26 protein-coding genes and 2 pseudogenes are annotated in these 26484 nt (G+C 69.3%); 8 read left to right on the forward strand and 20 right to left on the reverse strand.

The genetic code is table 11. The annotated features are described in order from the left end of the window. Positions 1 to 45: 45 nt before the first annotated feature. Positions 46 to 1269: an IS110 family RNA-guided transposase gene (locus K9S39_RS01675; protein ID WP_248861321.1), complete on the reverse strand. Its 1224-nt coding sequence runs from the start codon at positions 1267 to 1269 to the stop codon at positions 46 to 48. Positions 1270 to 1759: 490 nt separating this feature from the next. Further along, on the reverse strand, positions 1760 to 2335 hold the full coding sequence (locus tag K9S39_RS01680; protein ID WP_248861535.1) for a hypothetical protein: 576 nt from the start codon (positions 2333 to 2335) through the stop codon (positions 1760 to 1762). On the opposite strand from K9S39_RS01680, the gene K9S39_RS01685 reads away from it, so the two are divergent. Beyond that, on the forward strand, positions 2334 to 3161 hold the full coding sequence (locus K9S39_RS01685) for a hypothetical protein (protein WP_248861536.1): 828 nt from the start codon (positions 2334 to 2336) through the stop codon (positions 3159 to 3161). The genes K9S39_RS01680 and K9S39_RS01685 overlap by 2 nt on opposite strands. An 800-nt stretch (positions 3162 to 3961) precedes the next feature. Then, a pseudogene (locus tag K9S39_RS01690) lies at positions 3962 to 4108 on the forward strand (response regulator transcription factor); the annotation flags it as partial. A 268-nt stretch (positions 4109 to 4376) separates the two neighbouring features. Here K9S39_RS01690 and K9S39_RS01695 read toward each other — a convergent pair. Then, a complete protein-coding gene (locus K9S39_RS01695; RefSeq protein WP_248861537.1) occupies positions 4377 to 5564 on the reverse strand; it encodes a GDSL-type esterase/lipase family protein in 1188 nt (395 codons plus the stop codon). Positions 5565 to 5658: 94 nt separating this feature from the next. After that, on the reverse strand, positions 5659 to 6228 hold the full coding sequence (locus K9S39_RS01700; RefSeq protein WP_248861538.1) for a TetR/AcrR family transcriptional regulator: 570 nt from the start codon (positions 6226 to 6228) through the stop codon (positions 5659 to 5661). Positions 6229 to 6503: 275 nt separating this feature from the next. On the opposite strand from K9S39_RS01700, the gene K9S39_RS01705 reads away from it, so the two are divergent. Next, positions 6504 to 8138 carry an adenosine deaminase family protein gene (locus K9S39_RS01705; protein ID WP_248861539.1) on the forward strand — a complete coding sequence of 545 codons (1635 nt, stop codon included), beginning with the start codon at positions 6504 to 6506 and terminating at the stop codon, positions 8136 to 8138. 212 nt (positions 8139 to 8350) lie between these two features. On the opposite strand, the gene K9S39_RS01710 is transcribed toward K9S39_RS01705, so the two are convergent. The 9 genes from K9S39_RS01710 to K9S39_RS01745 all read right to left on the reverse strand — a co-directional run bounded on the left by K9S39_RS01710 (position 8351) and on the right by K9S39_RS01745 (position 14853). Continuing rightward, on the reverse strand, positions 8351 to 8509 hold the full coding sequence (locus K9S39_RS01710) for a transposase (RefSeq protein WP_248861540.1): 159 nt from the start codon (positions 8507 to 8509) through the stop codon (positions 8351 to 8353). Between the two features lie 65 nt (positions 8510 to 8574). Further along, positions 8575 to 9120: an MMPL family transporter gene (locus K9S39_RS01715; RefSeq protein ID WP_248861541.1), complete on the reverse strand. Its 546-nt coding sequence runs from the start codon at positions 9118 to 9120 to the stop codon at positions 8575 to 8577. A 14-nt stretch (positions 9121 to 9134) separates the two neighbouring features. Further along, a complete protein-coding gene (locus tag K9S39_RS01720) occupies positions 9135 to 10907 on the reverse strand; it encodes an MMPL family transporter (protein WP_248861542.1) in 1773 nt (590 codons plus the stop codon). A 136-nt stretch (positions 10908 to 11043) separates the two neighbouring features. Beyond that, positions 11044 to 11226, reverse strand: a complete 183-nt coding sequence (locus tag K9S39_RS01725; RefSeq protein WP_248861543.1) for a hypothetical protein — start codon at positions 11224 to 11226, stop codon at positions 11044 to 11046. Between the two features lie 57 nt (positions 11227 to 11283). Further along, positions 11284 to 11469: a hypothetical protein gene (locus K9S39_RS42670; protein WP_406708115.1), complete on the reverse strand. Its 186-nt coding sequence runs from the start codon at positions 11467 to 11469 to the stop codon at positions 11284 to 11286. A 1018-nt stretch (positions 11470 to 12487) separates the two neighbouring features. Beyond that, positions 12488 to 12766 carry a hypothetical protein gene (locus K9S39_RS01730; protein ID WP_248861544.1) on the reverse strand — a complete coding sequence of 93 codons (279 nt, stop codon included), beginning with the start codon at positions 12764 to 12766 and terminating at the stop codon, positions 12488 to 12490. A 28-nt stretch (positions 12767 to 12794) separates the two neighbouring features. Beyond that, positions 12795 to 13094 carry a nuclear transport factor 2 family protein gene (locus tag K9S39_RS01735; RefSeq protein ID WP_248861545.1) on the reverse strand — a complete coding sequence of 100 codons (300 nt, stop codon included), beginning with the start codon at positions 13092 to 13094 and terminating at the stop codon, positions 12795 to 12797. A gap of 496 nt (positions 13095 to 13590) precedes the next feature. Further along, positions 13591 to 14472, reverse strand: coding sequence for an NAD(P)H-binding protein (locus K9S39_RS01740; protein WP_248861546.1), 882 nt, complete (start codon positions 14470 to 14472; stop codon positions 13591 to 13593). A gap of 81 nt (positions 14473 to 14553) precedes the next feature. Continuing rightward, positions 14554 to 14853, reverse strand: a complete 300-nt coding sequence (locus K9S39_RS01745; RefSeq protein ID WP_248861547.1) for a hypothetical protein — start codon at positions 14851 to 14853, stop codon at positions 14554 to 14556. Positions 14854 to 14879: 26 nt separating this feature from the next. Here K9S39_RS01745 and K9S39_RS01750 point away from each other — a divergent pair, with 26 nt between their 5' ends. Beyond that, positions 14880 to 15299 (forward strand): RidA family protein, encoded by a 420-nt coding sequence (locus K9S39_RS01750; RefSeq protein ID WP_248861548.1) that lies wholly within the window; start codon positions 14880 to 14882, stop codon positions 15297 to 15299. A gap of 45 nt (positions 15300 to 15344) precedes the next feature. On the opposite strand, the gene tpg is transcribed toward K9S39_RS01750, so the two are convergent. From tpg to K9S39_RS01765, 3 genes and pseudogenes are all read right to left on the reverse strand, one after another. Further along, complete coding sequence (gene tpg, locus K9S39_RS01755; RefSeq protein ID WP_248861549.1) at positions 15345 to 15899, reverse strand: telomere-protecting terminal protein Tpg; 555 nt, start codon at positions 15897 to 15899, stop codon at positions 15345 to 15347. A 3-nt stretch (positions 15900 to 15902) separates the two neighbouring features. Then, a pseudogene (gene tap / locus K9S39_RS01760) lies at positions 15903 to 17602 on the reverse strand (telomere-associated protein Tap). Between the two features lie 581 nt (positions 17603 to 18183). Beyond that, entirely contained in the window at positions 18184 to 18606 is a 423-nt protein-coding gene (locus K9S39_RS01765; RefSeq protein WP_248861550.1) for an ATP-binding protein, read from the reverse strand. A 309-nt stretch (positions 18607 to 18915) separates the two neighbouring features. Between K9S39_RS01765 and K9S39_RS01770 the strand changes: the two genes are divergently transcribed. The 3 genes from K9S39_RS01770 to K9S39_RS01780 all read left to right on the forward strand — a co-directional run bounded on the left by K9S39_RS01770 (position 18916) and on the right by K9S39_RS01780 (position 22160). Then, positions 18916 to 20730, forward strand: coding sequence for a TIGR03767 family metallophosphoesterase (locus K9S39_RS01770; protein ID WP_248861551.1), 1815 nt, complete (start codon positions 18916 to 18918; stop codon positions 20728 to 20730). Between the two features lie 248 nt (positions 20731 to 20978). Continuing rightward, entirely contained in the window at positions 20979 to 21407 is a 429-nt protein-coding gene (locus K9S39_RS01775; protein WP_248861552.1) for a DUF4440 domain-containing protein, read from the forward strand. A gap of 186 nt (positions 21408 to 21593) precedes the next feature. Further along, the gene (locus K9S39_RS01780; RefSeq protein ID WP_248861553.1) at positions 21594 to 22160 is read left to right on the forward strand and encodes a DM13 domain-containing protein; all 567 of its coding nucleotides are present in this window, start codon (positions 21594 to 21596) and stop codon (positions 22158 to 22160) included. 215 nt (positions 22161 to 22375) lie between these two features. Here K9S39_RS01780 and K9S39_RS01785 read toward each other — a convergent pair whose 3' ends face one another. Beyond that, positions 22376 to 23017, reverse strand: coding sequence for a protein-L-isoaspartate(D-aspartate) O-methyltransferase (locus K9S39_RS01785; RefSeq protein ID WP_248861554.1), 642 nt, complete (start codon positions 23015 to 23017; stop codon positions 22376 to 22378). A 194-nt stretch (positions 23018 to 23211) separates the two neighbouring features. Here K9S39_RS01785 and K9S39_RS01790 point away from each other — a divergent pair, with 194 nt between their 5' ends. Further along, positions 23212 to 24135 (forward strand): alpha/beta fold hydrolase, encoded by a 924-nt coding sequence (locus tag K9S39_RS01790; protein WP_248861555.1) that lies wholly within the window; start codon positions 23212 to 23214, stop codon positions 24133 to 24135. A 254-nt stretch (positions 24136 to 24389) separates the two neighbouring features. Here K9S39_RS01790 and K9S39_RS01795 read toward each other — a convergent pair whose 3' ends face one another. From K9S39_RS01795 to K9S39_RS01805, 3 genes are all read right to left on the reverse strand, one after another. After that, entirely contained in the window at positions 24390 to 24869 is a 480-nt protein-coding gene (locus tag K9S39_RS01795; protein WP_248868557.1) for a GNAT family N-acetyltransferase, read from the reverse strand. Between the two features lie 133 nt (positions 24870 to 25002). Next, on the reverse strand, positions 25003 to 25380 hold the full coding sequence (locus K9S39_RS01800; RefSeq protein ID WP_248861556.1) for an ArsR/SmtB family transcription factor: 378 nt from the start codon (positions 25378 to 25380) through the stop codon (positions 25003 to 25005). Between the two features lie 263 nt (positions 25381 to 25643). After that, a complete protein-coding gene (locus K9S39_RS01805) occupies positions 25644 to 26429 on the reverse strand; it encodes a LysR family substrate-binding domain-containing protein (protein WP_248861557.1) in 786 nt (261 codons plus the stop codon). Between the last annotated feature and the right edge of the window lie 55 nt (positions 26430 to 26484).

The following is a 26484-nucleotide window of genomic DNA, read 5'->3' on the forward strand; positions in this document are numbered from 1 at the left end:
GTCCCGGGGCCGCACGGCGTGTCAGACACCCCATGTCGTTGAAGGTCAAGCGGCATGGGGTTGGGCGTGGTGCGACCATGCGGTCGCTTCGTCGTAGCGGGTTCGTGTTTTGAGGCAGCCGTGGAGGATGCCGACGAGGCGGTTGCCGACCTGTCGCAGGGCCGGGTTGTAGTCGATGTCACGGGCGCGTTGTTTGTCGTAGTAGCGGCGGGCGCCGGGGGACGCCCGCAGGGCGCAGAACGCCTGGCGCTGGAGGGCATCGGCGAGACGGTTGTTGCGGACGTATCGGGCCTGGACGGTGCGGCTCTTGCCAGAGGCCCGGGTGACGGGGCTGGTCCCGGCATAGTTCTTGCGTGCCTTCGCGGAGGCGTAACGGGTGGGATCATCTCCGAACTCGGCGAGCACCCGGGCCCCGGTGATCTCCCCGATGCCGGGCATCGAGAGGTAGATCTCAGCGTCCGGGTGCGCGAGAAAATGCGCCTTCACCTGCTCTTCCATCCCGGTGATCTGCTCGTTCAGCGCGATGATCAGCCGCGCGTGAGCGGTCACGGCTGCCGCGTAGGCTGCGGTGACCTGCCCGGGCAGGGCGAGCTGTCGCTCGCGGAGCGCGGCCTGGATGGTGGCCGCCTTCGCGTCGCGGTTGCGTCGGCGATGCCGGGCCAGGACGGCCGTGACCTGAGTGCGGGTCAGCTTCGCCGCCGTGGCCGACGTGGGCGCCTTGATCAGCAGTTCCATGGCGTCGGAGCTGGTCAGAGTCAGGTCGGCGTAGGCGGTCAGGGCGGCGGGAAAGTACTCGCGCAGCGTGCTGCGTAGCCGCTGGAAGGTGCGGGTTCGTTCCCAGATCAGGGTCTGGTGGGCGCGGGCGACGACCTTGACGGCCTGGGCCTGGCCGCTGTCTCCGGCCACCGGCCGCAGCTGGTCGCGGTCGATGCGGACCATGTCGGCGAGCGCGTGCGCGTCACCCTTGTCGCTCTTGGCCCCCGAGGAGGCGTACCGCTCCTTGAACCGGGCCACCTGCCGGGGATTGATCGCGTAGACCTGGTAGCCGGAGGCAACCAGGGCCTGGACCCACGAGCCCCGGTCGGTCTCGATCCCGACGACCACCTCCCCAGGATCCAGCTCACCGCCGTGACGGGCGATGAGTTCGTGGAGCCTGGCGATGCCGGCGACTCCTTCGGGCAGGTTCGCGGTGGCCAGCTTGCGGCCGGCCTCGTCCTGGAGCTCGACGTCGTGGTGGTCTTCGGCCCAGTCGTCACCGATCAGCAGCAACAAACCCTCCCCAAGTGTGTTCTCGTTGCGCGTCGTAGCCTGCGGAAGGCACGGCGCGCGGCCTAATGGATCCAGTGCTCACGCCCCGCGGGGCGGGCACGCCACCCCATCAGCGGTCTGGCCTCCCGGCCACCAGCAGGGGCACGGTCTGACACCAGAACTCGACTGCTTCCGGCGGCGATAGTGCTCACCTGCTGGCGGCTACGGAACCGAGCATTCCCCGGCCCCGTAGCTCCCATTAGGTGGGGAGCTTGGCCAGGCCCGCGCGGTTCAGGCGCGGGTGAAGCGGGCGGCGCTGACCGCGCGCCGCATGCGCCGCAAGCCAGACCGGGCGCGATATCGCCGCAGCCGATCACGCCTTCGCCGAAGCATCGAGCCCCCGCCAGTAGCCGGACTCGTCTCACCGATACAACGGGCCTGGAACTGCGGATCCAGACCGGCCTTGCGCTACGGGCCGTCACGTCGACCGCAACGGTCGGGCTCCGGCGGGTCATGAGGGAGACCCGGCCTTGGGCACTTCGTAGGTCACTCCGTGGTGGGCGGCGGTGATGGCCGCCAAGCTGGGCATTTCCGCGGCGATCTGTGCCCGCAGTCGTGCCGTCGCCTCCGCCTGCGCTGTTGCCGGCATGTGGTCCACCTCCACGCGGTCCAGACGCCTGACGCGGGTACTGCGCGGTGTGCCCGGCGAAGCCTCCGCCTTCGCCTGCAGGGAGGTGGGGGCGGTGGTGGTGGCGGCGCGGGCCTTGGCGGCACCGGCCTGGTACACCGCTGTCTGCCCCTGCGCCGGGGGCTTGCTCGGGGCCGGTTGCCGGGAGGTGAGCCACGCCCTCGTGCGGGTATTGAGCAGGTAGTCGACGGTGCGGGCGCGGGCCTGCTCGGCTGCGTCGGCTGCGGTCTGCTCGGTGTCCTCGGTCACGGCGTACCGGGGCTGGTGGCGCAGTTTCGCCCGTCCGGCTTGCTTGGCCTCGGCGACCGCCTGGTGGCTCTTGGCGAGTGTGTTCAGAGCGTGAGCGCGGTACTCGTCGAGGATGTCCTGGGCCTTCAACCGTCCGGCCAGTGCGGACATGAGGTCGGTGGCACCCGCCCGCGCCGGCTTGGGCGACGGCGTCTTGGACGCGGGTGCGGGCGGCCTCGGCGTGGGCGGCGAGGGCGGTGGTGAGGTAGGAGTCGTCAGGGTCTCCGCAGCCGGCTGCGACCGCGGTGACAGCCTGCTCGATCAGCTTCTCGGTCTCGCGGTGTTCGCGGCATACTCCACACAGGCCGCCAGCTTCGGGTTCACCGCAGTGCTCGCACGGCAGCGTGCGCCGAGCCCGCTCGGCCGCTTCGGCCTCGGCTCGTGCCTGTTCCGCAGTGGCGGCGGCCTCGGCCTCGGCGGCAGCGTTCTGCTTGCGCTGTTCTTCGGCCCGCTCAAGCTCGGCGCCCACAGCCTCACCGAGACGGTTCTCGGCCGCCTTTCGGCGTTCGGCCCACGTGGCGTCGGGCATCTCGGCATCGACCTCTGCCGTGATCCGGCGGCGCAGTGCACGGCGTTTGCCGACAAGGTAGTCGCACACGTCGCAGTCGGCGCCGGTGTCCATCCGCACGCCCTCGTCGCACCCGGCGTCGCCGCATTCGCTGAGCCGGGGCAGGCCCCGGCCCAGCAGCCAGCCCACCGGGTCTTTTACACCCGAGGCACGGCCCCGCTGGGCGGTCAGACGGCGCGTCAGCCGACGGCCGAGGTAGCCCTCGGCACAGCCGGCACCGACCCAGGCGGCGACGCGCCGCAGCTCAGCGGAGGTCGCCTTCTCCACCACATGACGGGCGCTGGCCCGCTCCAGCCGATCCCACACCGCCTCAACGGGAGCCAGGGCGACCTGCAGCTCACGATGCGGCCGGGGGACCCTCCCCCGTAGCCCGCCGCCGCGACGTCCGCCCAAGGCGGACAGCAGCCGGGCAGCGGCATCCTGCTCACCCCCAGGGGCTCCGCCGTCCGCGGTCTGCTCCGGACCCCCGGGCTGCATGGGGACGGGGAATGTCTTTGGCTTCTCCCCGCGCAGCGGGCCGTCCGCACCACCGGATGTCGGAACGGGCGCAGCGGCGGCGCCCGTGTCTGCGGCCTGGTCCTCGCGTGCGTACGCGCATTCCGGCAGACCACAACACCCCCCACGGCCGTAGCCGGAAGAGCCAACACAACCCTCACTCCCACCTCCTACCTGAGCCACAGGTGAGTGATCAGCGTGAAGTCCTGCAGAAGCACCATCCATCTCAGAGCATGATTTACCCCTGTCGACCTGCGGTTTCGCCGTCTGAGCCGGGATCTGATCCCGTCCTGCAGTTTGATCAACCCGTCGGGAACGCGGAACCAGACATCCGGGACGGCCCTCCGCGCGCCGGATCCGGCGCATCTCCCCGTACGCGGCCTCCACCGCCGGGATCACCAACTGCTCCCGCCCGCCTGGCGTCTCCCGGGTCTCTATGACCCCGGCCGTCTGCAGCCGGTCCAGGACCTGAGCACCGGCTGCAGACGAACAGCCCAGCAGCCGCGCGATCGTCGCCGCCATGCGGCCATGCTCATCCACCGCACCGCCACACAGCCGCACCACACCCGTCGCACGCGACTCCAGCACCAACAGCAACAACGCCAGACGATCCGTCGCCGCCCCCCGACCGGTCCGCGTCCCCAGCAGCCCTGCAGGCGTCTGCGTACCGTCACGGTGAGACCAACGCGGACGCCGGCCGACGGCTCCACATGAGCGAAGCGACGGTCAAGACGTACGTGAGCCGGATCCTGGCCAAGCTGGGCTGCGAGAACCGGGTTCAGGCGGCACTGCTGGCCCGGGACGCGGGTCTGGGAGGCTGACTGGCCCGGCCGCGGCACTCCCCCCACATCCATCTCCCGCCACATCCATCGGCGGACGGCGGGGCAACGCCCGCCGCCTCGCTGTCACATGTGGTCGACCCGAGCATCCGGTTCACCGTGGTCTTGAGGGGGAAGCCCCTTCCGGGGCGCGTACGGGGGTGATGCCATCCCGGAGCGCGTACGGGGTGATGCCATCCCGGGGCGGTACGGGGGGGGGATGCCGTTCCGGGGCGCGCAGCAGGGGTCCGGGCAGCCGTCCCCGAGGCGGTCAGGCACTGCGGTCTGTGAACGGGCCATCGGCGGTGAAGGCCAGTTCGGCGAAGCGTTCGCCGATGCGGCGGTGGGTGGCGGCGTCCGGATGGAGCTGGTCGGGCAGCGGCAGCTCGGCGGAGTCCGCCTGCCCGTAGAGCTCGCGGCCGTCGAGGTAGTGCAGGTTCGGGTCCTCGTCCGCCCGCTGCTCGACGATCCGGGCCAGCTCCTCCTGGATGACGTTGAGCGTCAGTTTCCCGGCGGCGCGTTCGGCAGGGTCGCCGGTGGCCCGGAACCGCAGCTTTCCGGTACTGAGCGCGCCGAGGTCAAAAGCCCCGGGGCCGGGAGTGTCTTCGTGGATGGGGCACAGGATGGGCGAGACGACCAGCAGCGGTGCGGCGGGGTGGCCTTCGCGGATGGTGTCCAGGAAGCCGTGGACGGCGGGCGTGAAGGCGCGCAGGCGCATCAGGTCGGCGTTGACCAGGTTGATGCCGACCTTGAGGCTGATCAGGTCGGCGGGGGTGTCCCGCATCGCGCGGGCGGTGAACGGGTCCAGCAGGGCGCTGCCGCCCAGACCCAGGTTGATCAGTGCCACGCCGCCGAGGGTGGCGGCGAGTGCGGGCCAGGTGGCGGTGGGGCTCGCGGCGTCGGAGCCGTGGCTGATCGAACTGCCATGGTGCAGCCACACTTTGCGGTCCCCGTCCGGTGCGGGCTCGATGGGGGCATCGGTGCGCAGCGCGACGAGCTCGGTGGTCTCGTTGTGCGGCAGCCAGATCTCGACGTTCTTGACGCTGTCGGGCAGGTCGGTGAAGCGGAGGGTGCCGACCGGGCCGGCCTGGTGCTCGGCGGTCCCGGTGGTCAAGTCGATGGTGAGGGTGTTGCCGCCGGTCACGCCGGCCCGGCCGGCCGGACGGCCGTCGACGAGCAGGTCGTACACGCCTTCGGGGCGGGGCGGGACGCCCACGTAGACCCGCTTGGTGGGCAGCGTGTCCAGCTCGACGGCGGTCGCCCGGGTCCGGAAGACCAGCCGCACGCCGGAGGGTTGGGATTCCGCCATGGCGAGTTGTCCGTCGACGCACTGGGCGCGGGCCCGAGCGGGCAGCCGGTGCGGGAGCACGCCGTGCTCGGTGTGCTCCAGGTCGAGGGCGCCGCGCAGGATGTCCGCGGTGATGGGTGTGGTGATCCAGTGGTGCTCGGTGGTGTGCATGGTCGTCCCGGCCTGTTGATCAAAGCGTTGAGGTTGTCCGGATACACCGACGCGTCGCGCGCGTGACGGGCTCCGGCTGGTGCGGCGGGTCCGGTCAGGGCGCGGGCCAGTTCCGCAGCAGGGCGTCGAGGGCGCCCAGGACCCGTGACCACGTCTCCTGCGAGTCCGGGGCGCTGTGGCTGAATCCGCCACCCATCTCCAGGCTGACGTAGCCGTGGAAGACGCTGCCCAGCAGCCGCACGGCGTGCGTCTGGTCCGGCTCCGTCAGGTCGTAGCCGCGCAGGATCGCCCGCGTCATCTGTGCGTGTCTGCCGCCGGCACTGACGGCCGCCGTCTCCGGGTCGAGCCGGAGCTGTGCTGCGGCGTAGCGGCCGGGATGCTCCCGGGCGTAGTCGCGGTAGACGTTCGCGAAGGCGGTCAGGGCGTCCTTGCCGGCCCGTCCGGCCAGGGCGTCGGCGGCCCGGTCGGCGAGCTCCTCCAGGGCGAGCAGGGCGATCCTGGTCTTGAGGTCCTGGGAATTCCTCAGGTGCGAGTACAGGCTCGCGACCTTGACGTCGAACCGTCTGGCGAGCGCGGAAACGGTCACCTGGTCGAAGCCGACCTCGTCGGCCAGCTCCGCCCCTGTCCGGGTCAGGCGTTCCGCGGTCAGCCCTGCACGTGCCATGACCTTGCCCTTCCACTCATCGACTGAGCCCAGTATTGCATTTACCTAAAGCTTTTAGGCAAATGCTTAATGGAACACCCCTCTTCTGAACTGCTGAGCATGCACCGAAAACAGGAGAACCAGAGAACTGGGAACTGGAGAACTGGGAGCAAGCATCCAACGCACCGCCCAGCGCCCAGAGTTCGCGACAGGAACCCCGCTCTGCGCGTCACCGATCGGGTGACGCTCCTCCACATACAGTGAGGATCCGACGCAGATCCGCTACCTCTTTCCGGGTGAACATTCCTCATGTCCGCCGACCAGGATCGGCTCCCTCACGCAAGCGCGGCCCCGCCGCGCGCCTGTCGGCAGCGTTCCTCGCCGGGGCCGCGGCCGCCGCGCTCGTGGCGATGCCCAGCACGCCGTCCTCAGCCCTCTCGCAGAACGACCCCACAGCCAGTCGCCCGTGGCCGGTTCGGGAGGCCGGTGTCGAGCGGTACTTCGAACAAGTGCGGGACAACCCGGCGCGGTTGCGGGATTTCCTGCGGTCGATGCCCAAGGGCGGGGATCTGCACACACACCTGTCGGGCGCGGTGCCGACCGAGTCGCTCATCGCCTTCGCCGCGGACGACGGACTGTGCATCGACCGCACCACGTTCAAGGCGGTGGCGGCGCCCTGCCCGTCCGGTGCACGCCCGGCCCAGGAAGCCATCAGCGACCACGACTTCCGTCAGAAGGTGATCCGCGCCTGGTCCATGGAGGACTTCAAGGACACCAGCGGCGAGTCGGGACACGACCACTTCTTCGCCGCCTTCAGCAAGTTCAAGGCCGTGACCGGCGCACATCGGGGCCGCCTGCTGGCAGAGGTGACCAAGGTCGCCGCCGCGAACCACCAGAGTTACGTCGAGCCGCTGTTCACCCCGCAGAGCCCGGCCCTGGTCGGGCTCGCCGACAGCGTCGAATGGAATCCCGACCTCCCCCGCATGCGCGCCTTCCTGCTCGCCGACGCGCGGATGAAGCGGATCATCCAGGCCGCCAAGGAGGAAACCGACTCCGAACTCGCCGAACACCGCGCTGCGCTGGGCTGCGGGACGGCGAATGCACAGCCCGCCTGTGAAGTGAAGGTGCGCTTCGACTTCCAGGTCGGACGGACCTACGACCCGAAGTACGTCTTCACCGAGCTGCTCGCCGGCTTCGAACTCGCCGAACACGATCCCCGCTATGTGGGCGTCAACCTGGTGCAGGCCGAGGACCATCCGCTCGGCCTGCGCGATTACCGCCTGCACATGCGCATGATCCGCTACCTCCGCAGCGTCTACCACGCGGCGCACGTCACCCTGCACGCCGGCGAACTCACCGAACGCCTCGTGCCGCGCCAGGACTTGCGCTTCCACATCCGCGACGCCGTCGAGACCGCGCAAGCGGAACGTATCGGGCACGGCGTGGACGTCATGTACGAAGACCGGCCACAACAGCTGCTGCGCACCATGGCCCGCCGACACGTAGTGGTAGAAGCGCCGCTGACCAGCAACTGCCAGATCCTCGAAGTCTGCGGCCCCGAACACCCGCTGCGCCGCTATCTGGCCGTCCGGGTTCCGGTCGCCCTGTCCACCGACGACCAGGGTGTCTCCCGTGTCGACATCACCCACGAATACCAGCGGGCCACCAGAGTTCACGGTCTGACCTACCGGCAGTTGCGCGACAGCGCCCGCACCTCGCTGGAACATGCCTTCATCCAAGGCCGCAGCCTGTGGCGCTCCCCCGGCGACCACCGACCCACCTGGGCCTGCGCCACCAGCGACCCGCGTACCGGACACCTCACCCCCATCTGCCGGTCTCTGCTCCTCGCCAGCCCCAAGGCCGCGCTGCAGTGGCAGTACGAGACCGATCTCGCCGCCTTTGAAGCGCACTACACGGCGCGAGCTGAGTAAGCGAACTCCACGACGCGCACTGCACAGGAGCGGGAAGGCCCGACCGGCCCCGCCCGGGGATGCCTGCGCGCCATCGTGGCGTGCAGGCATCCCCCTCATCCGGAACGAGGCGGCGCCCGTTCTGGCGTCCTGTCGGATGCGGCCGGACACGGCCGGAGCCCCACCGAGGCCGCATCGCGGCCCCGGGCCTCCGTTCCTCTGTCACCCCCGTCTCATCGACCCCACACGACCACGGGGGCCGGGATGGGCATCTGGCTCGTGTAGGCGGGATCGGCCCGGACGAACGGAACCCCGGCTCGCTCACCCTTGTACTGGATGGAGGCGTTCGAGATGACGTGGTTGATGTGAGTGGCGTGCCGTGCAGAGATCATGCGGGAGGTGTGCGCGCCAAGGCAAACACCAGGCTGCGCGATCCGCGCGGCGCACGGGACCGTTCTCACCGCGAACGGCTTGTGCCAGGCGTGGAGTTCGTCGCCGCGCGAAGCCTGTCTCCTGGTGGCGGCTCCAGTCGAGCGTGCAGACGATGCAGCGAGGCGGGCGCCCACCAGTTGGCCCGCCCCGCGAGCCGCATCACGGCCGACACGAGGATGCCGCGCACCAGCGTGGCGTCCATGAGGACGGCGAGCGCGAGCCCCACGCCCAGCAGCTTCAGCAAGGTGATCCCGGATGTGGCCAGGGCGATCATGACGACGGCGACGAGCGCGGCAGCCGCGGTGACCAGGCGTCCGGTGCGTTCCAGCCCGGCGGCGACGGCGCGGGTGTTGTCGCCGGTCTCGGCGTACGCCTCCTTGATCCGGGAGAGCAGGAACACCTCGTAGTCCATGGAGAGGCCGAAGGCGACGCAGAACATCAGCACCGGCATGGTGATGTTCACCATGCCGGTCACGGTGAAGTCGCCGACGAGCCAGCGCAGGTGGCCTTCCTGGAAGACGTACACCATGGCGCCGAAGGTCGCGGTCAGGCTCAGCAGGTTGAGCAGCACCGCCTCGACCGGGATCAGCAGGAGGAGCAGCAGCAGGGCGTCCCGCCGATGATCAGCGCGGCTTCGCGTGTCCGGGAGGCGAGGGCGTCGCGGGTGTCGACGAGCTGTGCGGGCTCGCCGCCGACGAGCACCGCCCCCGGGGCCCGGTCGGCCGTCCGCAGCCGCTGTACGAGCTTCGTTCCGGCGGCGGAGTACGGCTCGACGGACGGCACCACCGACAGCCAGGTGGCACCAGGGGCGGTGAACCGTGCGGAGGCCGGACCGGCGGGGGCGCTTCGCCGGCCCCGCTCGTAGGAACCGGTGGCGGTGTCGACGCGGGCGACGTCCGGCGGTCCCGACAGGTGGGCCGCGTAGGCGTCGATCCGCTGTGCGGAGCCCGTGGCGTCGACGGCCGGCAGTACGACGGACAGGGCCCCGGACTCGCGGCTCGCGAACTGCTCCCGCAGCTGCTGTGCCGTGCGGTGCGCGGCCGCGTCGGCGGGCAGGACCCGGTCGTCGGCCAGGCCGAACGACGCCCGGCCGAAGGGCAGCCCGAACACGACGAGCACGCCGACGACGCCTACGGCGTACAGAACGGGACGCCGCATGGCCCGGGTGGCGAGGCGGTGCCAGAACCCGCTCTCCTCCCCACCGTCCCGGTTCCGGTCCCGCTGTGCCGTCCGCGGGAACAGCCGCCGCAGCGGCGGCCGCATATCGAGAGCGTCACTGCGTGGCCCGAGCAGGGCGAGAGCGGCGGGCAGCACCACCAGGGCGGCCAGAGCCGCCAGCGCGACCACCGCCATACCGGCGCAGGCCAGGGAACGCAGGAAGTACAGCGGGAAGACCAGCAGGGCCGTGAGGGACAGCGCGACCGTCAGCGCGGAGAACAGCACGGTACGTCCGGCGGTCCTGACGCTCTCGGCGATCGCCTCGGTGGTGCCGCGGCCACGGGCGAGTTCCTCCCGGTAGCGGGTGATGATGAACAGGCTGTAGTCGACGGCCAGTCCGAGCCCGAGCGCGGTGGTGATGTTGGTGGCGAAGACCGACACCGAGGTCACGGTGGACAGCACCCGCAGCACCAGGAAGGTGCCGAGGACGGCCAGCAGTCCGACGAGCAGGGGCAGGGCCGCCGCCACCGCGCTGCCGAACACGAGCAACAGGATGAGCAGTACGAAAGGGGTGGCGAACGCCTCGGCCTTGAGGAGGTCCTTCTCGCTGTGCCGCTGGATCTCCACCGCCACCTGCGCGCGCCCGGCGGCCGAGACCCGCAGCACACCCTGACGGCCCGTGAACCGAGGTACCAGGCGCTTGGCGGTTGTCCGTACCTCGTCCTCGCCGCCGCCCAGCCGGACGAGTACCAGCGCCGAGCGCCCGTTCCGGGCCCTCAGCGGCGTGGCGTCCGGCGTCGTCCAGTACGCCCCGGCCGACAGCACTCCGGGCATCCGGGCGACCCGCAGGGTGAGGTCCCGCCCTGCGGCCGCCGCTGCCGGGTCGTCGACCGATCCGGGGGCGCGGGCGAGCAGCACCAGGTTGGAGACACCGGCGCCGAAGCGTTCGGCGAGGAACTCATCTGCCTCGGCGGACTGGGCTGCCGGGTCGGTGAAGCCACCGCTGGACAGCCGGCCGGCGACGCCTACGGCGAAGGGGACCGCGACCGCCGCCACGACAAGCGTGGCCAGCAGCACCGGGATGCGACGGCGGACCAGGCTCCGGGCGAAGGCGGCCAGCCGGGAGCGGCCGGCCCGCTGCCCGGGTGGAGGATCGCTGGTCGGACGGTCGGTCGGGGTTTCGGCGACGGCGTCGGGCATGGCGGCTCCCTGCGGGGCTCACTCGGATTCCGCGACGGCGTGGGCGGGGCACCACAGCGTCGGCCGACGGCACGTCCATGTTCTGTTCCTGCGTGTCCTTGCCGGCTTGTTCACGCCGATCGGAACGGACCGGAACTCAGGTCGGGTCGGCCGGGAAGAGCCGTGCGCCGGCCACACCGGAGTCATATGGATGCCTTCTCGGTGAAGGAGGGCCGTATAGCCGTCGAAGTCCTTCGTCGAGGCATCGGGCGAAGGAGAACAGCAGGTCGCTGATGGCCATGTTGTCCAGGGCCAGGGGCACATCCGTTTCGGAGGGCATCGACTGTGAGGCCTTTCGTGGATGGTCAGACGCCGAGGAGCAACGCTGCATGGAAGGTCAGGCAGGTCCGAAAGCCATGGCTATGCCGTGCTGCCCGGCTGCCAGGGGTGTGCGGCGCTGCAGTTCCTCCATCACCGGAGGCAGGCCGGCGAAGACGCAGTTGCCGTGCTCGCGCAGCACGTACCAGGAGGCGGCGACGGCGTCGGGGGCGAGGCCGAGGCTGCTTTCGACGGCATCGATGATGCGGCTCCCTCCAGGGGTGCACCGTCCACCCGTGCACGTCGGTGAGGCTCAGCGAGTGGCAGCGCCTCCTCCTGATAGCGGCGCATCCGCACAGCCGTGGACCAGTGCGTGATGTCTTCGTGCGACAGGCTCACCGCCAGGTGGCGGCGGCGAGATGCCGGAGTTCGCGGCGATCCGCCGCGCGAGCCGATTTTCCGTATCCCGCTCCAGCGGATAGCAGACGGCCTCTTCCTGACGGTGGACAACCGCCGGAAAGGCCACACCGAATCCCGCTATGACCGATGGGTCACACGCTCGCATAAGGAGCTCCCCGTTTCGTCAAGAGAGAATGGCGGGTCAATGCGATACACCACTCCCCCCGCCACCATCTGTGATTAAACGAAGGCGTCCGGCGGCGGAGTGGCAGCGGTGCAGGGCGCAAGGGGTCGGTGGACATCCGCGGGGACCGGACGTACGCCGGAGCACTTGGGGTGCTCCGGTGTGTGAACGGGGGGAGGCAGGCGATTGCGTGAGCAGGGGCCAGTGCGGCCCTCACAGTGTGCCGGGCGCGTGCCGCGACGATGGTGGAGTCGATGTCGCCGACGATCCAGCCACTCGGCCGCTTGCCCGCCACGACCAGCCACGGGAGGCCGCCCGGCCGCAAGTGCAGCAGACTCCACACGCGGCGGCGTATCCGGGCCCGCACCTTTGTGATCTTCGTCAGGGCCCGCCTCGCCGGGGGCGGTCAGCGTGCGGCGGTCGGAGGAGACCGAGGCCGCGGACCGAACAACGGCCGGTGGTACAGCCGGAGTTGCTCGACCTCGGACGGGTTCGCCGTCCCCAGCACGATCGCGACCGCGAGATGGGCCAGCACTCCCACGATCCCGCCAGCCGACCGCCGATCACCAAAAAGTACCCTGGCTCCTGCAGTGGATACGACGTAGACACTCGCATCCTTGCAGTTCAGCGGCATTCTGCTATCAGGGCGTCAGATGACCCAATTACGCTGAATATCCGGGGCTAAACGTACGGGCGATGCTCATTGCGACAGCCAGGCCATCTGTTCCTGCTCGACGGACGCCGCCTCCTGGGATCTGTCGACAATGGGGGGTCCGGGCGGGGATCCGGTTTTGAGGACGCGGTCCCACACGAACGACAGGTGGCGGGCCTGGGGTTTGTAGCGTCGCAGCGCCGCCAGATGGAGCACGCTGTAGAGCAGCCCCTTCCACCCGCATGGGGCGACGAAGTCGATCCTGTCCTTCTCGAATACGACGTAGCGCTTGTGCAGTCGCCACTCGCCATCGACCTTCAGCAACATGTCGTGGAACCCCAGATGCGACAGCAGATCAAGAGGGCCTGGCGCATGTTCGATCCGGGCAAATCAGCAGGACATAGGTGACCGCTCGGGCACGGTTGCCTCTGACCTCGCTCAACGGAACACCCATGAAATGCCGGGTGTCCGCACCCTTGTCGATGACGGTCTGCATGAACCCTCGGCAACCACCGGAGAAGAAGCCGACGTGCATGGTTCCGTCCGGTGTCCACAGTCCCAAATGATGATCCACATCCATGGTGTCACGAGTCTGCACCCAGCGATTGAGCAGTTTGACAATCTTCCATTCGTCAATGACCTGCTCGATTTCCATATCCAACCAGCTCGCCCCTCTTCCTGTCTTCGCACTCGGCGAAATTCGAGTTACCCCGACTCGAAGGGATTGGCACCCCAACTCATATCAAAACGATAGAGCTACGACATGGCTAATCAATCAACAGGGCTGTTCTGGCCTCGATTCTTCAAGTGGCGAGTCGGGCTTCCACTCGGTTCTCAGGAACTCGAACCCGAGCGCCGGGTCGCGCGGAACCTCGATGTAGCCCGCGCGGGCGATCCCGTACTCGCCGCGACTCGCCGCGGCGGGCCGTGGTTCGATCGCCACGCCCGCCCCGCTTTTCCGTCACTGCCGCAGTAAACGCGTACACCTCACCCCGGCGGCCGGGATGCCCCGCTCAGGTCGCGATGATCGGGGTAGAGGCTCCGCCGCAGTAAATCGGCATTTGTTGTGGCACCACTCTGGCGGGCCGTCAGGCAACGGAAGTCCGATAAGCCGACCTCGAAGCGGATCCGCTGCTGCCTGACCGGATTGCTTACGACGCGTCGGCGATCTGGTGCCGGAGATGGTCGTAGGCCCAGGCGCCGAGGGTGGTCGGGGTGGTGGTCCGGACGGTGCGGCGCTGTTCGGGCACGAAGTTCTCGCGCAGGCCGGTCGACATTCCGAGCACGGCCTCGACCAGGCTGTCGGTCATACCCGCCTGGTGAAGCTGGGTGCGCATGGCGTCGTCGGTGATCCGTTCGACGCTGATCCGCCGACCGGTGGCAGCGGTGAGGATTTCGCTGACCTGTCGCCAGGTGAGGTCGGCGGGCCCGTGAACTGCTTGCACGCAACGTCCGGACCAGGCAGGAGAAAGCAGGCGGGTGGCGGCCACCTCGGCGATGTCGCGAGGCGCCACCCAGGCCATGGGTTGGTCGAGGGGAAGGATCACCTGGAGGGTGCCGGCGCGTAGGGCATCGAGTTGAAGTTCGAGATTGGTGAAGAAATAGCCGCAGCGGAGGTGGGTGACGTCGACGCCCGTGCCATCCAAAGCAGTCTCGGTGTGTGCCAGGCCGTCGATCTCGCCGGCGCCATGACGTTTCTCGGCGCCGACGCTGCTCTGGAAAACGACGCGGCCGATCCGGTTCTCGGTGACGGCGCGGACCACGCTGCTGGTGGCGCGGGCGTAGTCGGCGAGGGGATCCTCGCTGCCGGTGGTCGGGTCCACCCAGAACAGTGCGTCGATATCGTCGGTGGCGGCCACCACCGCGTCGGCGTCGTATTGGTCGACCGGCACGGCATCCACCTCGTCCTGGAACTCGGGAGCCAGTCGGCCGGGGTCGCGCAGTAAGACGCGCGGCCGGATCCCGGCGCGGACCAGTGCGGCGACGACGTGGCGGCCGACGTTGCCGGTCGGCGTAGTGACAGCGATCTGCACGGTTTCTTCCTCTCATCGGTGGCCCGACTGCAGATTAGGAGCCAAGGCGGCCGGAGCCTGTCCTCCTTTCCTGGAAGGCTGCTACCAGCCCCACGAATTCCCCGATGTGTCCATCGAACGCTGGTTGACCACCGACTTCGGCCGCGTCACTTCACGCTCACCCCGCTCTGCCGCCATGCCTGCTCGATGACTCGGCAGGGTCGGCGGCATCCCGGCCCGCAGGTCGGCGAGGAAGTTCGCCGAGCTCGTATGTGTGTAGGGCGGCAGCCCCAGGACGATCGCCTTGCCGATGCCGGACCAGCGCTGGTCGAGGGGGAGTTGTTCGGCGAAATTGCGAGGCGGGAGCCGACGGGGCGTTGAGAGGATGCCGGCGCGCTGCATGCCCGATACGAAAGGAACCGACGACCGTGCCTCGTGCCGTCACTTTGATCCGCTCCTCCGCACTGTCCGACGTCGCCGAGTACGCCTACGCGGCCACGGCGCCCGCCGAGTCACGGTTGGTCTTTCTCGCCGGAGCGTGTCCGCTCAATGCGGACGGCTCCACGGCAGCGATCGGGGACTATGCGGGCCAGGCAGCAAAAGCCGTCGAGAACATGCGGGCCGCTCTCGCCGATTCCGGCGCTTCACTCGGGGACGTCATCAGTACAAGGGTTCTTGTGGCGTCGGCCCGGCAGGAAGATCTGGTGGCCGCCTGGAAGGTGGTCCGCGACGCGTTCGGTGACCACGATGTTCCCAGCACCTTGCTCGGTGTCACCGTGCTCGGCTATGACGACCAACTCGTGGAGATCGAAGCCATCGCCGCCGTGCTTGATCAGCGTCGTGCTTGATGAGCCGTGCTTGGTCAGCGAGGCCAGCAGGCCGGGCGGGACGGACTAAAAGGAAACGTCGAAATAGTCGATGTCTGTGATGTCCGCTTCCAGGTCTTGGGCGCGGCGGCCGCCGTCCTGGAAATAGATCTCTTGTAGTCCCTCGGCGATGATTGCGCGCAGTCGCCGGTCGTCGGCGCCTTCCTGCTGGGCCCGGAACAGGCGGCCGGCGTACTCCGGCGGGAGGTGCACGGTGAGCCTGCGCAACCGGGGGTCGTCGGTGGTGCCGATCGGTGCGGTGTAGCCGAATCGCGCGCGGGTTTCGATGGTGATGCCCGTGGTGGCGGCCGCTTGTCGGCGACGGCGCTCGCGTACCCGGGGCTGCCAGCGGCGGCGGACCTCGGTGTCGATGCGGTCCGCGATGGGCTTGGGCGGCTTCTTGCGCTGGCCTTTGAGATAACGCTCGACGGAGCGCTGGCTGACCGAGAGCACCTCGGCGACGGCTCTGGTGGTCTTCAGCTTGCGCAGCAGGAACTCCACCCGTTTCTGCGTGGACTTGGGGGGCTCACGGGCGAACGTCTCACAGTCTGCGCGGTCCAGGGCCTCGTCGATGTCCCCCACGGCCTACTCTCCCTCGTCCATGACGGCGTCGCCGCCCTTGATGTGGCGGGCGGGGTTGTAGCCCTGCTCCATCATGTCGACCGCCCACATCATTTCCTGCGTGCCTTCGTGCTTGGCCAAGCCGGGGGTGGCGCCCAGGCGGAAGGTACCGAGCACCGGTGTGCCGTCGTCGTCGCGTGGCAGGAAGTCGAGCGGGGAAGGGCCGCTGGAGGCGTACACGACACAGTCGGACAGCACGGCCAGCGGGTACCGGCCGCTCACTTCGGCGAGCTTGCGCATCTTGCGGTGCATGTTGACACGGGCCTTGGCGATGACCGCTGCCCGGATGTCCGGCCGCCATGTGGGGCGTTCCAAAGCCGGCCAGCGTTCGCCATCACGGAAGCCACGGCCCTGCGGGCGTTCGCGAAGCTTGCCGATGCCGCCCTGGATTGTCGACTTGATGGCGGAGAGCACCATGGCGCCCTGTGTGTGGCGCCGGATCGCGGAGCGCAGTTCGTCGTCCGTCATGGCGGCGAGGCCGGGGTCCCGGCTGCGCACAGCGGGCAGGTCCGTCTCGTCCGCACTCTTGAGGGTCTTGTGCAGGGCCATGGCGGCGAGGAACTGGGTCTCGTCCGGGTCCTTGGCGACGGGGATGCCGAGGTTGGCCATGGTGGCGACGTACGCCTCTTTGAGCCGGTCGTGCCAGGGGTCGAGGTACGGGCCGGTCTCGTGGCGCAGGTACGCCTCACGGGGCGCGATGTCGTAACCGAGCTCCTGGGCGTATGTGACGGTGGGGGCGGCGTACCAGGCCGGGCCGGTCGGGCGCTCGCCGGTGGGGGTGAACGGGTGGGGAGGCGTGGGTCGAGGTCGATGTGGGAGAGGTCCACCAGCCAGCTGCCGGGGATCTTCTTGTCGAAGACAGGGGTGTTGACGTGCACCGGCTCGCCCAGGCCGACGGCCAGACGGGCCGCGGCGGCGAGGAAGGCGGTGTTGATGTCGATGCCGACCGCCCACGGCAGCAGGCACTCCTGATCCGACAGCAGCTTCGGGTCGCGCACCCATTGGTACGCCTCCTCGTCGAGCAAGCCGTCGACGGCGCGGCCCTGGCCGACGGGGTGCTCGGGCGGGGCCTCGGGCGGGGCCGGTTCCACCGGCTGGGTGAGTGCGCCCGGGTTGGGGCCGGAGACGTAGGAACCGGTCGTCACGTCCTTGACGGGGCGGGTCGGCGGGCGCAGAGCGGTCATCAGCTCCAGACCGCAGACCGCGGTGGAGCCGCGGGGGGTGAGGACGCGGGTGGCGTAGATGCCCAGGACGCGGGCGAGTTCGGCCGGCGGCAGCCGGTCGGCGCCGGGCCAAACGCGGGAGTCGAGGGCGCCCCAGGGGAGGACGGCGAGCTGGACGCACTGGCGCCGGCCGCCCTGAACGGGGCGGTAGATCCGCGCCCATGGGCCGAACCCGCGACGGGTGAGCTGCCACTTCGAGCGGGTGAGCTGCTTGACGACCTTGTGGTCGTCCGGCAGCCGCCAGTCCCGTCGGCCTTCGAAGGAATCGAGGGCGAGCGGCAGCCCGAAGCGTTCCGCCGCGGCCGCGGTGAGCACGATCAACGGGTCGCTGTCGCGGCCGTTGCGGTGCAGTCGCGGGGAGCCCAGCCTCGCCTCCTCCAGGGCCCAGGTGGCCAGCGACGAGACGGTCTTGGCCGGACAGTCCAGGATCAGGCCGCCCACGCAGTACGCGGACCCATCACCGTCGAGTACCGCCAGCGGCCCGTTCGCGAACAGTGGATCGGCTGTGGCTTGAGGGGTGGTGGTGGGCTGCTTCCCGCCCGGTCGCCGGGCGGCCGGGTGCGCCGCTCGCGGCCTGCTGGAGGAAGCCGGGGCGGCGGGGGCTGGGACAGCAGGGGCGGGAGCGGATCGACTCTGGGCGGCCGGTGCCGGAGCGACGGGTGCCTGGGCGGCAGAGGGGTCTTGAGGAGGGCGTCAACAGGGTCGGGCTTCCTGTGCATGGCGTGCAAATCCCCTTTTGTCTCGTATCAGCCCTGGTGGTTCGTCCGGGAGGCCCGGTACGGATCCGCGTCGAGGAACTCACGCAGGTACTGGCCGGTGAGGATGCGCGCGGAGTTGCGGCCCGGAGGCAGCGGAAGCCGGTGCCCCAGAGCCCATCGAAAGCGGTCGGCCGGCGCCAGGCCGAAAACGTACTTACCGCCCTGTTGCTGGTGCGAGGGGTGGCATCGAGAAATGGTGCGTCATCGAGAACGGGCCCTCGACCAGATGGTCGAGAGCCCGTTGTCCACGCCGTCAAGCGACGGCTACCCCAGGGGCGGCAGCGACGCATTCTTCAGCGCGTCCGTGGGCAGCCCCGCTGTCGGCAATCCGTTTTCGGTGGCCGCCTTAGCCGTCTCGCCCACGATGGATTCCGCTGAGCCAACGGCGTTATCGGCCGCCTTCCGCGCGACCGGCCGTGTCTTCTTCGCCATGGAGCCGGCCGTCCGAGCCGTCCGGGCCGTCGGAGGAACCGCCTTCTCCACGGCCTTGTTCCCGGCGCCTTCCGCGATTTGGGTCGCCTGTTGCGTGGCTCCGTCCACCGTTCCACCCAGGGTGCCGCTGGGGTCAAGAGCGGTCACCCCGTTCAGGTCAGGGCTCTTGGGCAGACTGACGGCCTGGGCGGCGGCGGTGGATCCCAGCGCCACGGCGGTTGCGGCGACAGCCGCTGCAGTGAGAACTCGTCGCATCAAGACTCCTTGGAAGGAAGGGCAGTTGGGTCTGTGCGATGAGAACGACAGGCCAGGGTCAACGGACACGCACCAGCTCTCCGGAACATGCGCTCCCTGCGAGCCGGCAACGTCGTCCACGGCCGGGGCGCCCTGGCCCCACTCCTGATGATCGAGGCAATTCCCATGGCCTCGTCGCCGACCGATGGGTGTTCCGCGTTCCGGCACCGTTCAACTCCTGGCCAAGCTCACCCAGCACACTCTCGGAGTGAGACATTCCGCTTGGTGACACCGCTGTGGCCACACACCGGCCCCGGCACGGAGGGCCTCATGGCCGGAACGGAAACCACCACCAACCGTCGTCGATTCCTCCTCACCTCCGGTGGCGCGCTCGCCGCGACCGGTATCGCGTGGGCACTGCCGGGCCGGCGCCACGGCGGCACTGCTCCGAGTGCAGGGAACGCACACGCCGCCCCCCGTCCGTCACCGGAACGCCCCCAGGTGCGGCGGGCAGCGCCGTACGGGCTCACCACGCTGGAGACCGCGGCGCGCCCCACCGGCAGCAGCAGCTACCGGCGCCTCACCTCCGGCCCCGGATGGCCCCTGGTCGTCCGGTCCGAACTCGCCGCGGCCAGGGCCGGGCGGCGCGACCGGCGCACCCCGCTGGCATGTTTCGTGCAGCTCACCGACCTCCATGTGTCCGACGTCCAGAGCCCTCTGCGTACGGAATTCCTGCGGGCCGGATCGCCGGGTTCATGGCGGGCGCAGGAGGTCCTGTCGGTCCCCGGCGCGGTCTCCCTGGTCGAGCAGGTGAACGCACTCGCCGCCGGCCCCCACACGGGACGACCGCCGGCCTTCGTCATGTCCACGGGCGACAACATCGACAACAATGCGATGGTGGAGCTCGAGTGGTTCATGACGCTCATGAGCGGCGGCCGGATCACTCCGAACACCGGCGATCCGGCCGCGTACGAGGGTGTCCAGAACTCCGGGCTCCCGCTGTACTGGCATCCGGACGGCAGCCTGCGCGACCAGGACACACGACGCGGTCTGCCAGGCATCCCGGGCTACCTCGAAGCCGCGATACGCACGGTGACCAGCCCCGGCCTGCGCATCCCCTGGTACTCGACGCCGGGCAACCACGACGACCTGCCGGGCGGTTGTCTGGCACCGCAGGACCCCATGCTCCGGGACTATGTCACCGGAGGCCGCAAACTGTTCTCCGTACCGGACACCGACGTGGCCGCCTACGCCCGCGTCCTCAAATCCGGCGACGATCCCAAGAGCACCGTGCTCAAGGAGATCCTGCGGCGTAACGCCCACAGCGCGCGGCCGGTGACCGCCGACGAGCGGCGCCGCATGGTCACACCGCACGCATACCTGGCGGCACACCTGGACCCCGCGTACGCCGGAGCGGGACCGGTCGGGCACGGATACACCGACAACCACCTGGACGACGAACGGACGTACTACACGTTCACCGTCGCGGAAGGCGTCATCGGCATCAGTATCGACACCACCTACCGCAGCGGCCACTACGAAGGATCGCTCGGTACCGGGCAACTGCGCTGGCTGGAGCGGACGCTCGCCGCCCACAGTTCCCGCTACTACGACGCGGACGGACGGACGGTACGCAACACCGGCGCCGACGACGCGCACATCCTGGTGTTCAGCCACCACCACAGCCCCAGCATGACCCGACGCGCCGATGCGGCACGTACCGAGGAGCCGCGGCATGACGGCGCGGAGGTCATCGCACTCCTCAGCCGGTTCCCGAACGTAGCGGCTTGGATCAACGGCCACAGCCACATCAACCGCATCACACCACACGCCCACCCGACGGCCGCCCGCTCCTTCTGGGAAGTCAACACCGCCTCGCATGTGGACTATCCGCAGCACGCACGCCTCATCGAACTGGCCGACAACCACGACGGAACGCTGTCCTTGTTCACCACGCTCATCGAATCCGCCGCTCCGCACCGCACGGACTTCGACGACCTGTCGGCCGTCGGCCTCGCGTCCCTCTACCGTGAGCTGTCCTACAACGCTCCCCACCTCGCCGGCACCATGTCCGACGGCCTCCATGAGGCCATGGCAGGCACCGCGGCGGACCGCAATACGGAACTCCTCATACGCCGAGGGTGAGGCGCCCGCGCGCCCAGGGCGCCACGAAGGCCGCGTCGGCCTGGGGGCGGGGCGCGGTGCGCCCCATGCCACCCGCGATAGTCGATGAGTGGTCACGCGTGGGTTCGGCCTCCTGGCCGACTGGCGCATCGCCAGCCAGGAGTGACCCAGAACACCCCTATTCAAGTTTGACTACCACTCAGAAGGGCCATACTGTTCCGCGTAGTCAAATTTGACGAATGTGCGAGCCAAGACCCTGAGGAGCCTGTGTGACCTTCCTGCCCGACACCGGATACGTCCCGACCGCCGAGGACCGCGCGAGCCTGGACGCCTGGTTCGCGGAGTACGACGCACAGAGCGCGAAGCGCGACGTGGAGCGCATGGCCGACATGGCGGTGTTCCCCCTCAACCTCGTGAGTGACGACGCAGCCGGCAACGGCCGCTCGGCACAGTGGGACCGCGAGCAGTTCGTCGCGACGATGACGCAGGTGATGGGAGACGGGAGCGAGGACATCAGGTTCGAGTCCACGCGGACACCCGTCTTCCTCTCGCCCTCCATGGCCGTGGTCTTCACGGACTCGACCATGACAACGGAGGGTCGGACCCAGCAGCTGCGCTACGCCGACATCCTGGTCAGGCGGGACGGGACGTGGGCGTTCCAGACCATGATCCAGAGCGGTTGGGGGGACAACCTGTAGCGCCGGGCGCACATACGGATACCCGTCGGCCGTCATCAGCCACCCTCCACCCTCCATCCGCCGCTCGCCGCTCGCCGCTCGCCGCTCGCCGTAAGAATTCCGTTATCCGCGACATGCGGACGGGCGGCCCGGTGCCCCGTTGAATGAGTGGAAGAGAAAACGCTTTCGAGAGGCAGGGCGGGGCACATGCGCGCAATTCTGAGCAAACCGGTGTTCATCGGGGTGCTTGCTGTGGTCGTGGTGGCGGTCGGCGCGGGACTGTTCTGGTTCCAGCCGTGGAAGCTGTGGGTGGACGAGACCGTACGCGAGGAATTGCCCGCCGCTGCGCAGACGCCCGCCACTCCCCCGTCCAAGGACCCGGCGGCCAAACCGTCCACGCCGTCCACACCGGCCCCCGGGCCGAGCACGCTGGCCACCGGCAAGCTGATCAGCCATGAGCACAGCACCTCCGGGACGGTGAAGATTGTGCGGCTGGCTGACGGCACCCACACACTGCGCCTGGAGAACCTCGACACCAGCAACGGCCCGGACCTGCGTGTCTGGGTCACCGACGCACCGGTGAAGAAGGGCGAGGCCGGCTGGCACGTCTTCGACGACGGAAAGTACGTCAGCCTCGGCAAGCTCAAAGGCAACAAGGGCGACCAGAACTATCCGCTGCCCGACGACTTCAAACTGGAGCAGTACACAAGCGTCAGCATCTGGTGTGACCGTTTCGATGTCTCTTTCGGTGCGGCCGAACTCTCCCGGGTGTGATGGGGCCTCAAACGCTGTTTTCAAATGCTCCTGGCCCGCTTCGAGGTGACGCCCACTCAATGCGCCAGTTGCCAACTGGCCAACTAATCACTGCGTCGAGAATGCCGTTGCCCTTGCGGAGCCCAACGCCGATCGGGCGGCGGCTTGCGATCGCAGCTTGAGGTCGCAGTTTGAGGTGCCGTCCAGGGTTCCGGCTTGAGGTAGTTCGCCGGAACTCAGGGCGGAAAGCCGTACTGGCCGTGCAGCGGGACAAAGCAGGCGAGCGTCAGGGTTCGCCAGCGCTCCAGCCCCGAGGCGCTCCGGCGGAACGGCACGACCTCCTCCCGCCCGCCCGGACCGATGGGCTGTACGAGGCGGCCGCCGATCCGTAGCTGCTCGACCAGCGGGGCCGGGACGTCGGGGAACGCGGCCGATACGACGACGGCGTCGTACGGGGCGCGGTCCGGCACACCCGCGCTGCCGTCCCCGACACGCAGCTCCACATGGTGAATGCCCTGCCGGTCCAGATTGCGCTGCGCCTGCCGACTGATGTCCGGCCACATCTCGATACTGACGACGTCGGCGGCCAGGCGGGCCAGGAGTGCCGTCTGGAAGCCGAGACCGGTGCCGACTTCGAGGACGTGTTCGCTGCCGCGCAGGCCAAGGCCGTCGATCATGATGGCGGAGAGCGAGGGCTGGGTGGTGACCTGACCGTGCCCGATGGGAAGGGGTGCGTCGCGATAGGCGGACGGCACCTGGTCGGCGGGGACGAAATCCGCTCGCGGTGTCGTACGTACGGCCTGGAGCAGGCGCTCGTCACTGATGCCGGCCGCTCGAACGGCGCGGACGAGCTCCTCGCCGGGAAGGTCTCCGCTCATATCCGCCGCCTCCCGCCCACCACCTGGCAAGGTCTGTCCACCACCTGACAAGGACTACTGGGCCCCTGCCCCAGACACTGCCACAGCCGCTCCCGCCCGGGACGACTGCCACGCCGCCGAAGCACCTCATGTGCCACCGCTACCGGGCCGCATCCCGGCCGTCAACAGAGGCCCATGATCGTACAGTTGGCCGTATGAGTGACATGACTGAAGCCAATGACACCGATGACGCCGGTGTCAGCGAAACGGCCAACAACGACCGCCGCTCCACCGCACCCACCTTCGTGCTGGTGCACGGCGCGGGCAGCAACTCCTTCGGCTGGTCGCCCGTGTCGGCGGAGCTGGCCATACGCGGTCATCGCGTGGCGGCCGTGGACCTGCCCGGACACGGCCTCGGCGGACACTTCCCGCTCTCCTATCAGACGCCGCAGGACCTGGAGCGGCTGCGTACCGAGCCCTCGCCGCTCGGCACGATCACGCTGGCCGACTTCGCCGAGCATGTGGTCGGTGTCGTACGGCGGGCGCGCCGCAACGGTCCGGTGATCCTGGTTGGCCAGAGCATGGGCGGTGTGACCCTGAACGCGGTCGCCAACCAGGTGCCCGAGCTGATCTCGCATCTGGTCTACGCCTCGGCCTTCTGCCCGACGCAGCGGGCCACGATAGCGAACCTCATGACGACCCCGGAGGGGTCCTCCAGCGCCGTTTTCCAGATCACCGCCATCGAGACACCGCCGGAACTGGGCATCAACCGGGTCAACTGGCGTTCCGGCGATCCGGCGTTCTTCCAGATCGCCAAGGAGGCACTGGCCGCCGACTTCCCGGATGAGGCGGTCCGGGCGCTGCTCAACACTCTGGAACCGGACCAGTCGGCCGCGATCTCGGGTACCGACGCCCGTGGCCTGCCGGAGACGTGGGGCCGGATTCCGCGAACGTACCTGCGGTTCACCGAGGACCGCACGATTCCGCCCGCGCTCCAGGACCTGATGATCAAGGAGGCCGACGAGCTGACCCCGACGAACCGTTTCCGCATACGGTCTCTGACGGCGCCGCACATCGGGCCCCGGGATCCCGGGCCGCTCGCCGACGAGCTGGAGCAGATCGCGCGGCTCTGCTGCTGACGGGTCTGCCACGCCTGCCCCGACCGTGGAGCGGCAGGATCGCGCCGCGGCCGACCGGGGCGGCCGTTCTCGAAGAGCCACTTCGGCGTCGGTCGGTTCGGCGCCCAGCTCGCGGCATGCGTGATGGAACAGCGACGGGTCCGGCTTCTCCGTGTCGTGTGCGCCTCGGCCACCGGCGCCAGCTCAGGGACAGAGGAATACCGATACCGCCATGACCGATTGGCGCGCCGGCGCCCGGTCGACAGTGATGCGCGTCAGGTGACGGCGGGGCTGCGCCGCTCAAGGAGTACGACGTCGCGCCATGCTCCCCGGTGGCGGCCGATGCGCTCGCGTGTGCCGATGACGCGGAAACCGGCCCGTTCATGCAGGGCGAGGCTGGCGGTGTTCTCGGGGAAGATCCCGGACTGGATGGTCCAGATGCCCGCGGCCTCGGTGGCGTGGATGAACGCCTTGAGCAGCGCGGCGGCGACGCCACGTCCACGGGCGCCGGGGTGGACGTACACGGAGTGCTCGACGACGCCGGCGTACGCGCAGCGGTCGGAGACCTTGGTGGCCGCGACCCAGCCGAGCACCGCCCCGTCCGCGTCGAGAGCGACGAGGCGGTGCTCGGGCAGCTTCGCGACGTCGAACGCCTCCCAGGACGGCGCCACCGTCTCGAAGGTGGCGTTGCCCTCGTCGATGCCTGCCTGGTAGATCGCGAGGACCTCGTCGGCGTGCGCGGCGGTCAGCGGCACGATGACCGGGCTCGATGGGCTGGTGCGGGCAGAGTGGGCAGTGCGGGTGGTACGGGTGGTGTGGGTAGTGACCGTGGTGCAGGTGATGTGGCTGGACACGATGGCTCTTGATCTCCCTGCTGAATGACGGTGGTCAGGCCGCGGCCGACGCGGTGGTCAGCAGCTTGCCCATCGCGGCGAGCACGGACGGCTCGACCCGGTAGTAGACCCAGGTGCCGCGGCGCTCGGACGTGAGCAGCCCGGCCTCCTTGAGCTTCTTCAGGTGGTGGGAGACGGTCGGCTGGGAGACACCGACATCGGAGATGTCGCACACACACGCCTCCCCGCCCTCGTGCGAGGCGACGGCGGAGAACAGCCGCAGCCGTACCGGATCGCCCAGCGCCTTGAACATCCGCGCGGCCGTCTCGGCCTCTTCGGCGGTCATGGGGCGCTCGGTCAGCGGCGGGCAGCACGGCACCACGGCCTGGTCGGCAGCCGGCTCAAGCAAGGGCAGCGCCTCAGTATTCGACATACGTCAATGTTGACATAGATCTAATCAACCCGCGGAGTGTGGGCCGTCCTGATCGGCCGGGGGCGGCGGGGGCAGCCGCAATTACGACAATTGCGACACCTCTGGCGTCCGCGCGGAATGCGGTGGAAGCGATGGCCTGTCTCGACCGGCTCGTTGCCTCACCGATGGCTTCCCACCGCTGACGGCGGAACGTACGGCGGAACGTCTGGAGGGTCGCCAAGGAGGGAGCCTCCGGCGCCGGTTGACGATGCCTGCCGCCTGGGCTACGACCTGCGGCGAGGTTTGCCTCGCTTGCCGCGCTTGGGCCCGCCGGAACCGCTCCGGGGGCTCTTGCCGGTCGACGCGCCCGCTGCGGGTTTCCGCTGTGCGCCGCCCGCGCTGGGCTGTGCGCCGCCCGCGCTGGGACGCTTGCGCACCTTCGGCTGCGGCGGGGTGGGGTTGCGCCCCCGTGAGCTGTTGACGGTCCGCCCGCGGACGATCCCGATGAAGTCCTCCACCAGGTCGGTGGTGCTGTCCTTCCGCCACGACAGCGCGACGCGTGACGTGGGGGCGTCGGTGACCGGCCGATATGTGAGGTCCTTGCGGTGGTACAGGCGGGCGAGTGACTGCGGGACCACGAGGAGGCCCACTCCTGCCGCCACCAGTTGGATGGCGTCCGCCGTCGTGGCGGGGCGCTCGACCGCGGGCCGTCCCGGCGGGCGCTCCCAGTGGAGGGTGTCGTCGAGGGGATGCAGCACGATGTCGTCGGCGAGATCCCCGGCGGACACCTCGTCGACCGCCGCCACGATGTGGTCCTTGGGGACCACGACCACCGTCGCCTCGGTGTAGAGGGGGATGGCGCTGAGGTCCGTCCGGTCGATCGGCAACCGTACGAAACCTGCGTCCACACTGCCGCCCCGCACAACATCGGATGCTTCGACTGCGGGCACTCCGACGAGGGTCAGGGGGATATCGGGCAGCCGCTCGTTCCAGATGCGCACCCACTTGCTCGGCGTCACGCCCGGGACATACGCGAGCCGGAACGACGGGGATGCTTCGGAGGCGGTCACTCCGCCAGGTTACCGGTCGTGGTCGGAGGTATCGCACACACTCGCTACCCTTGAG

Origin of the sequence: Streptomyces halobius (assembly GCF_023277745.1) — a bacterium.
In the GTDB taxonomy this organism is placed as follows: domain Bacteria; phylum Actinomycetota; class Actinomycetes; order Streptomycetales; family Streptomycetaceae; genus Streptomyces; species Streptomyces halobius.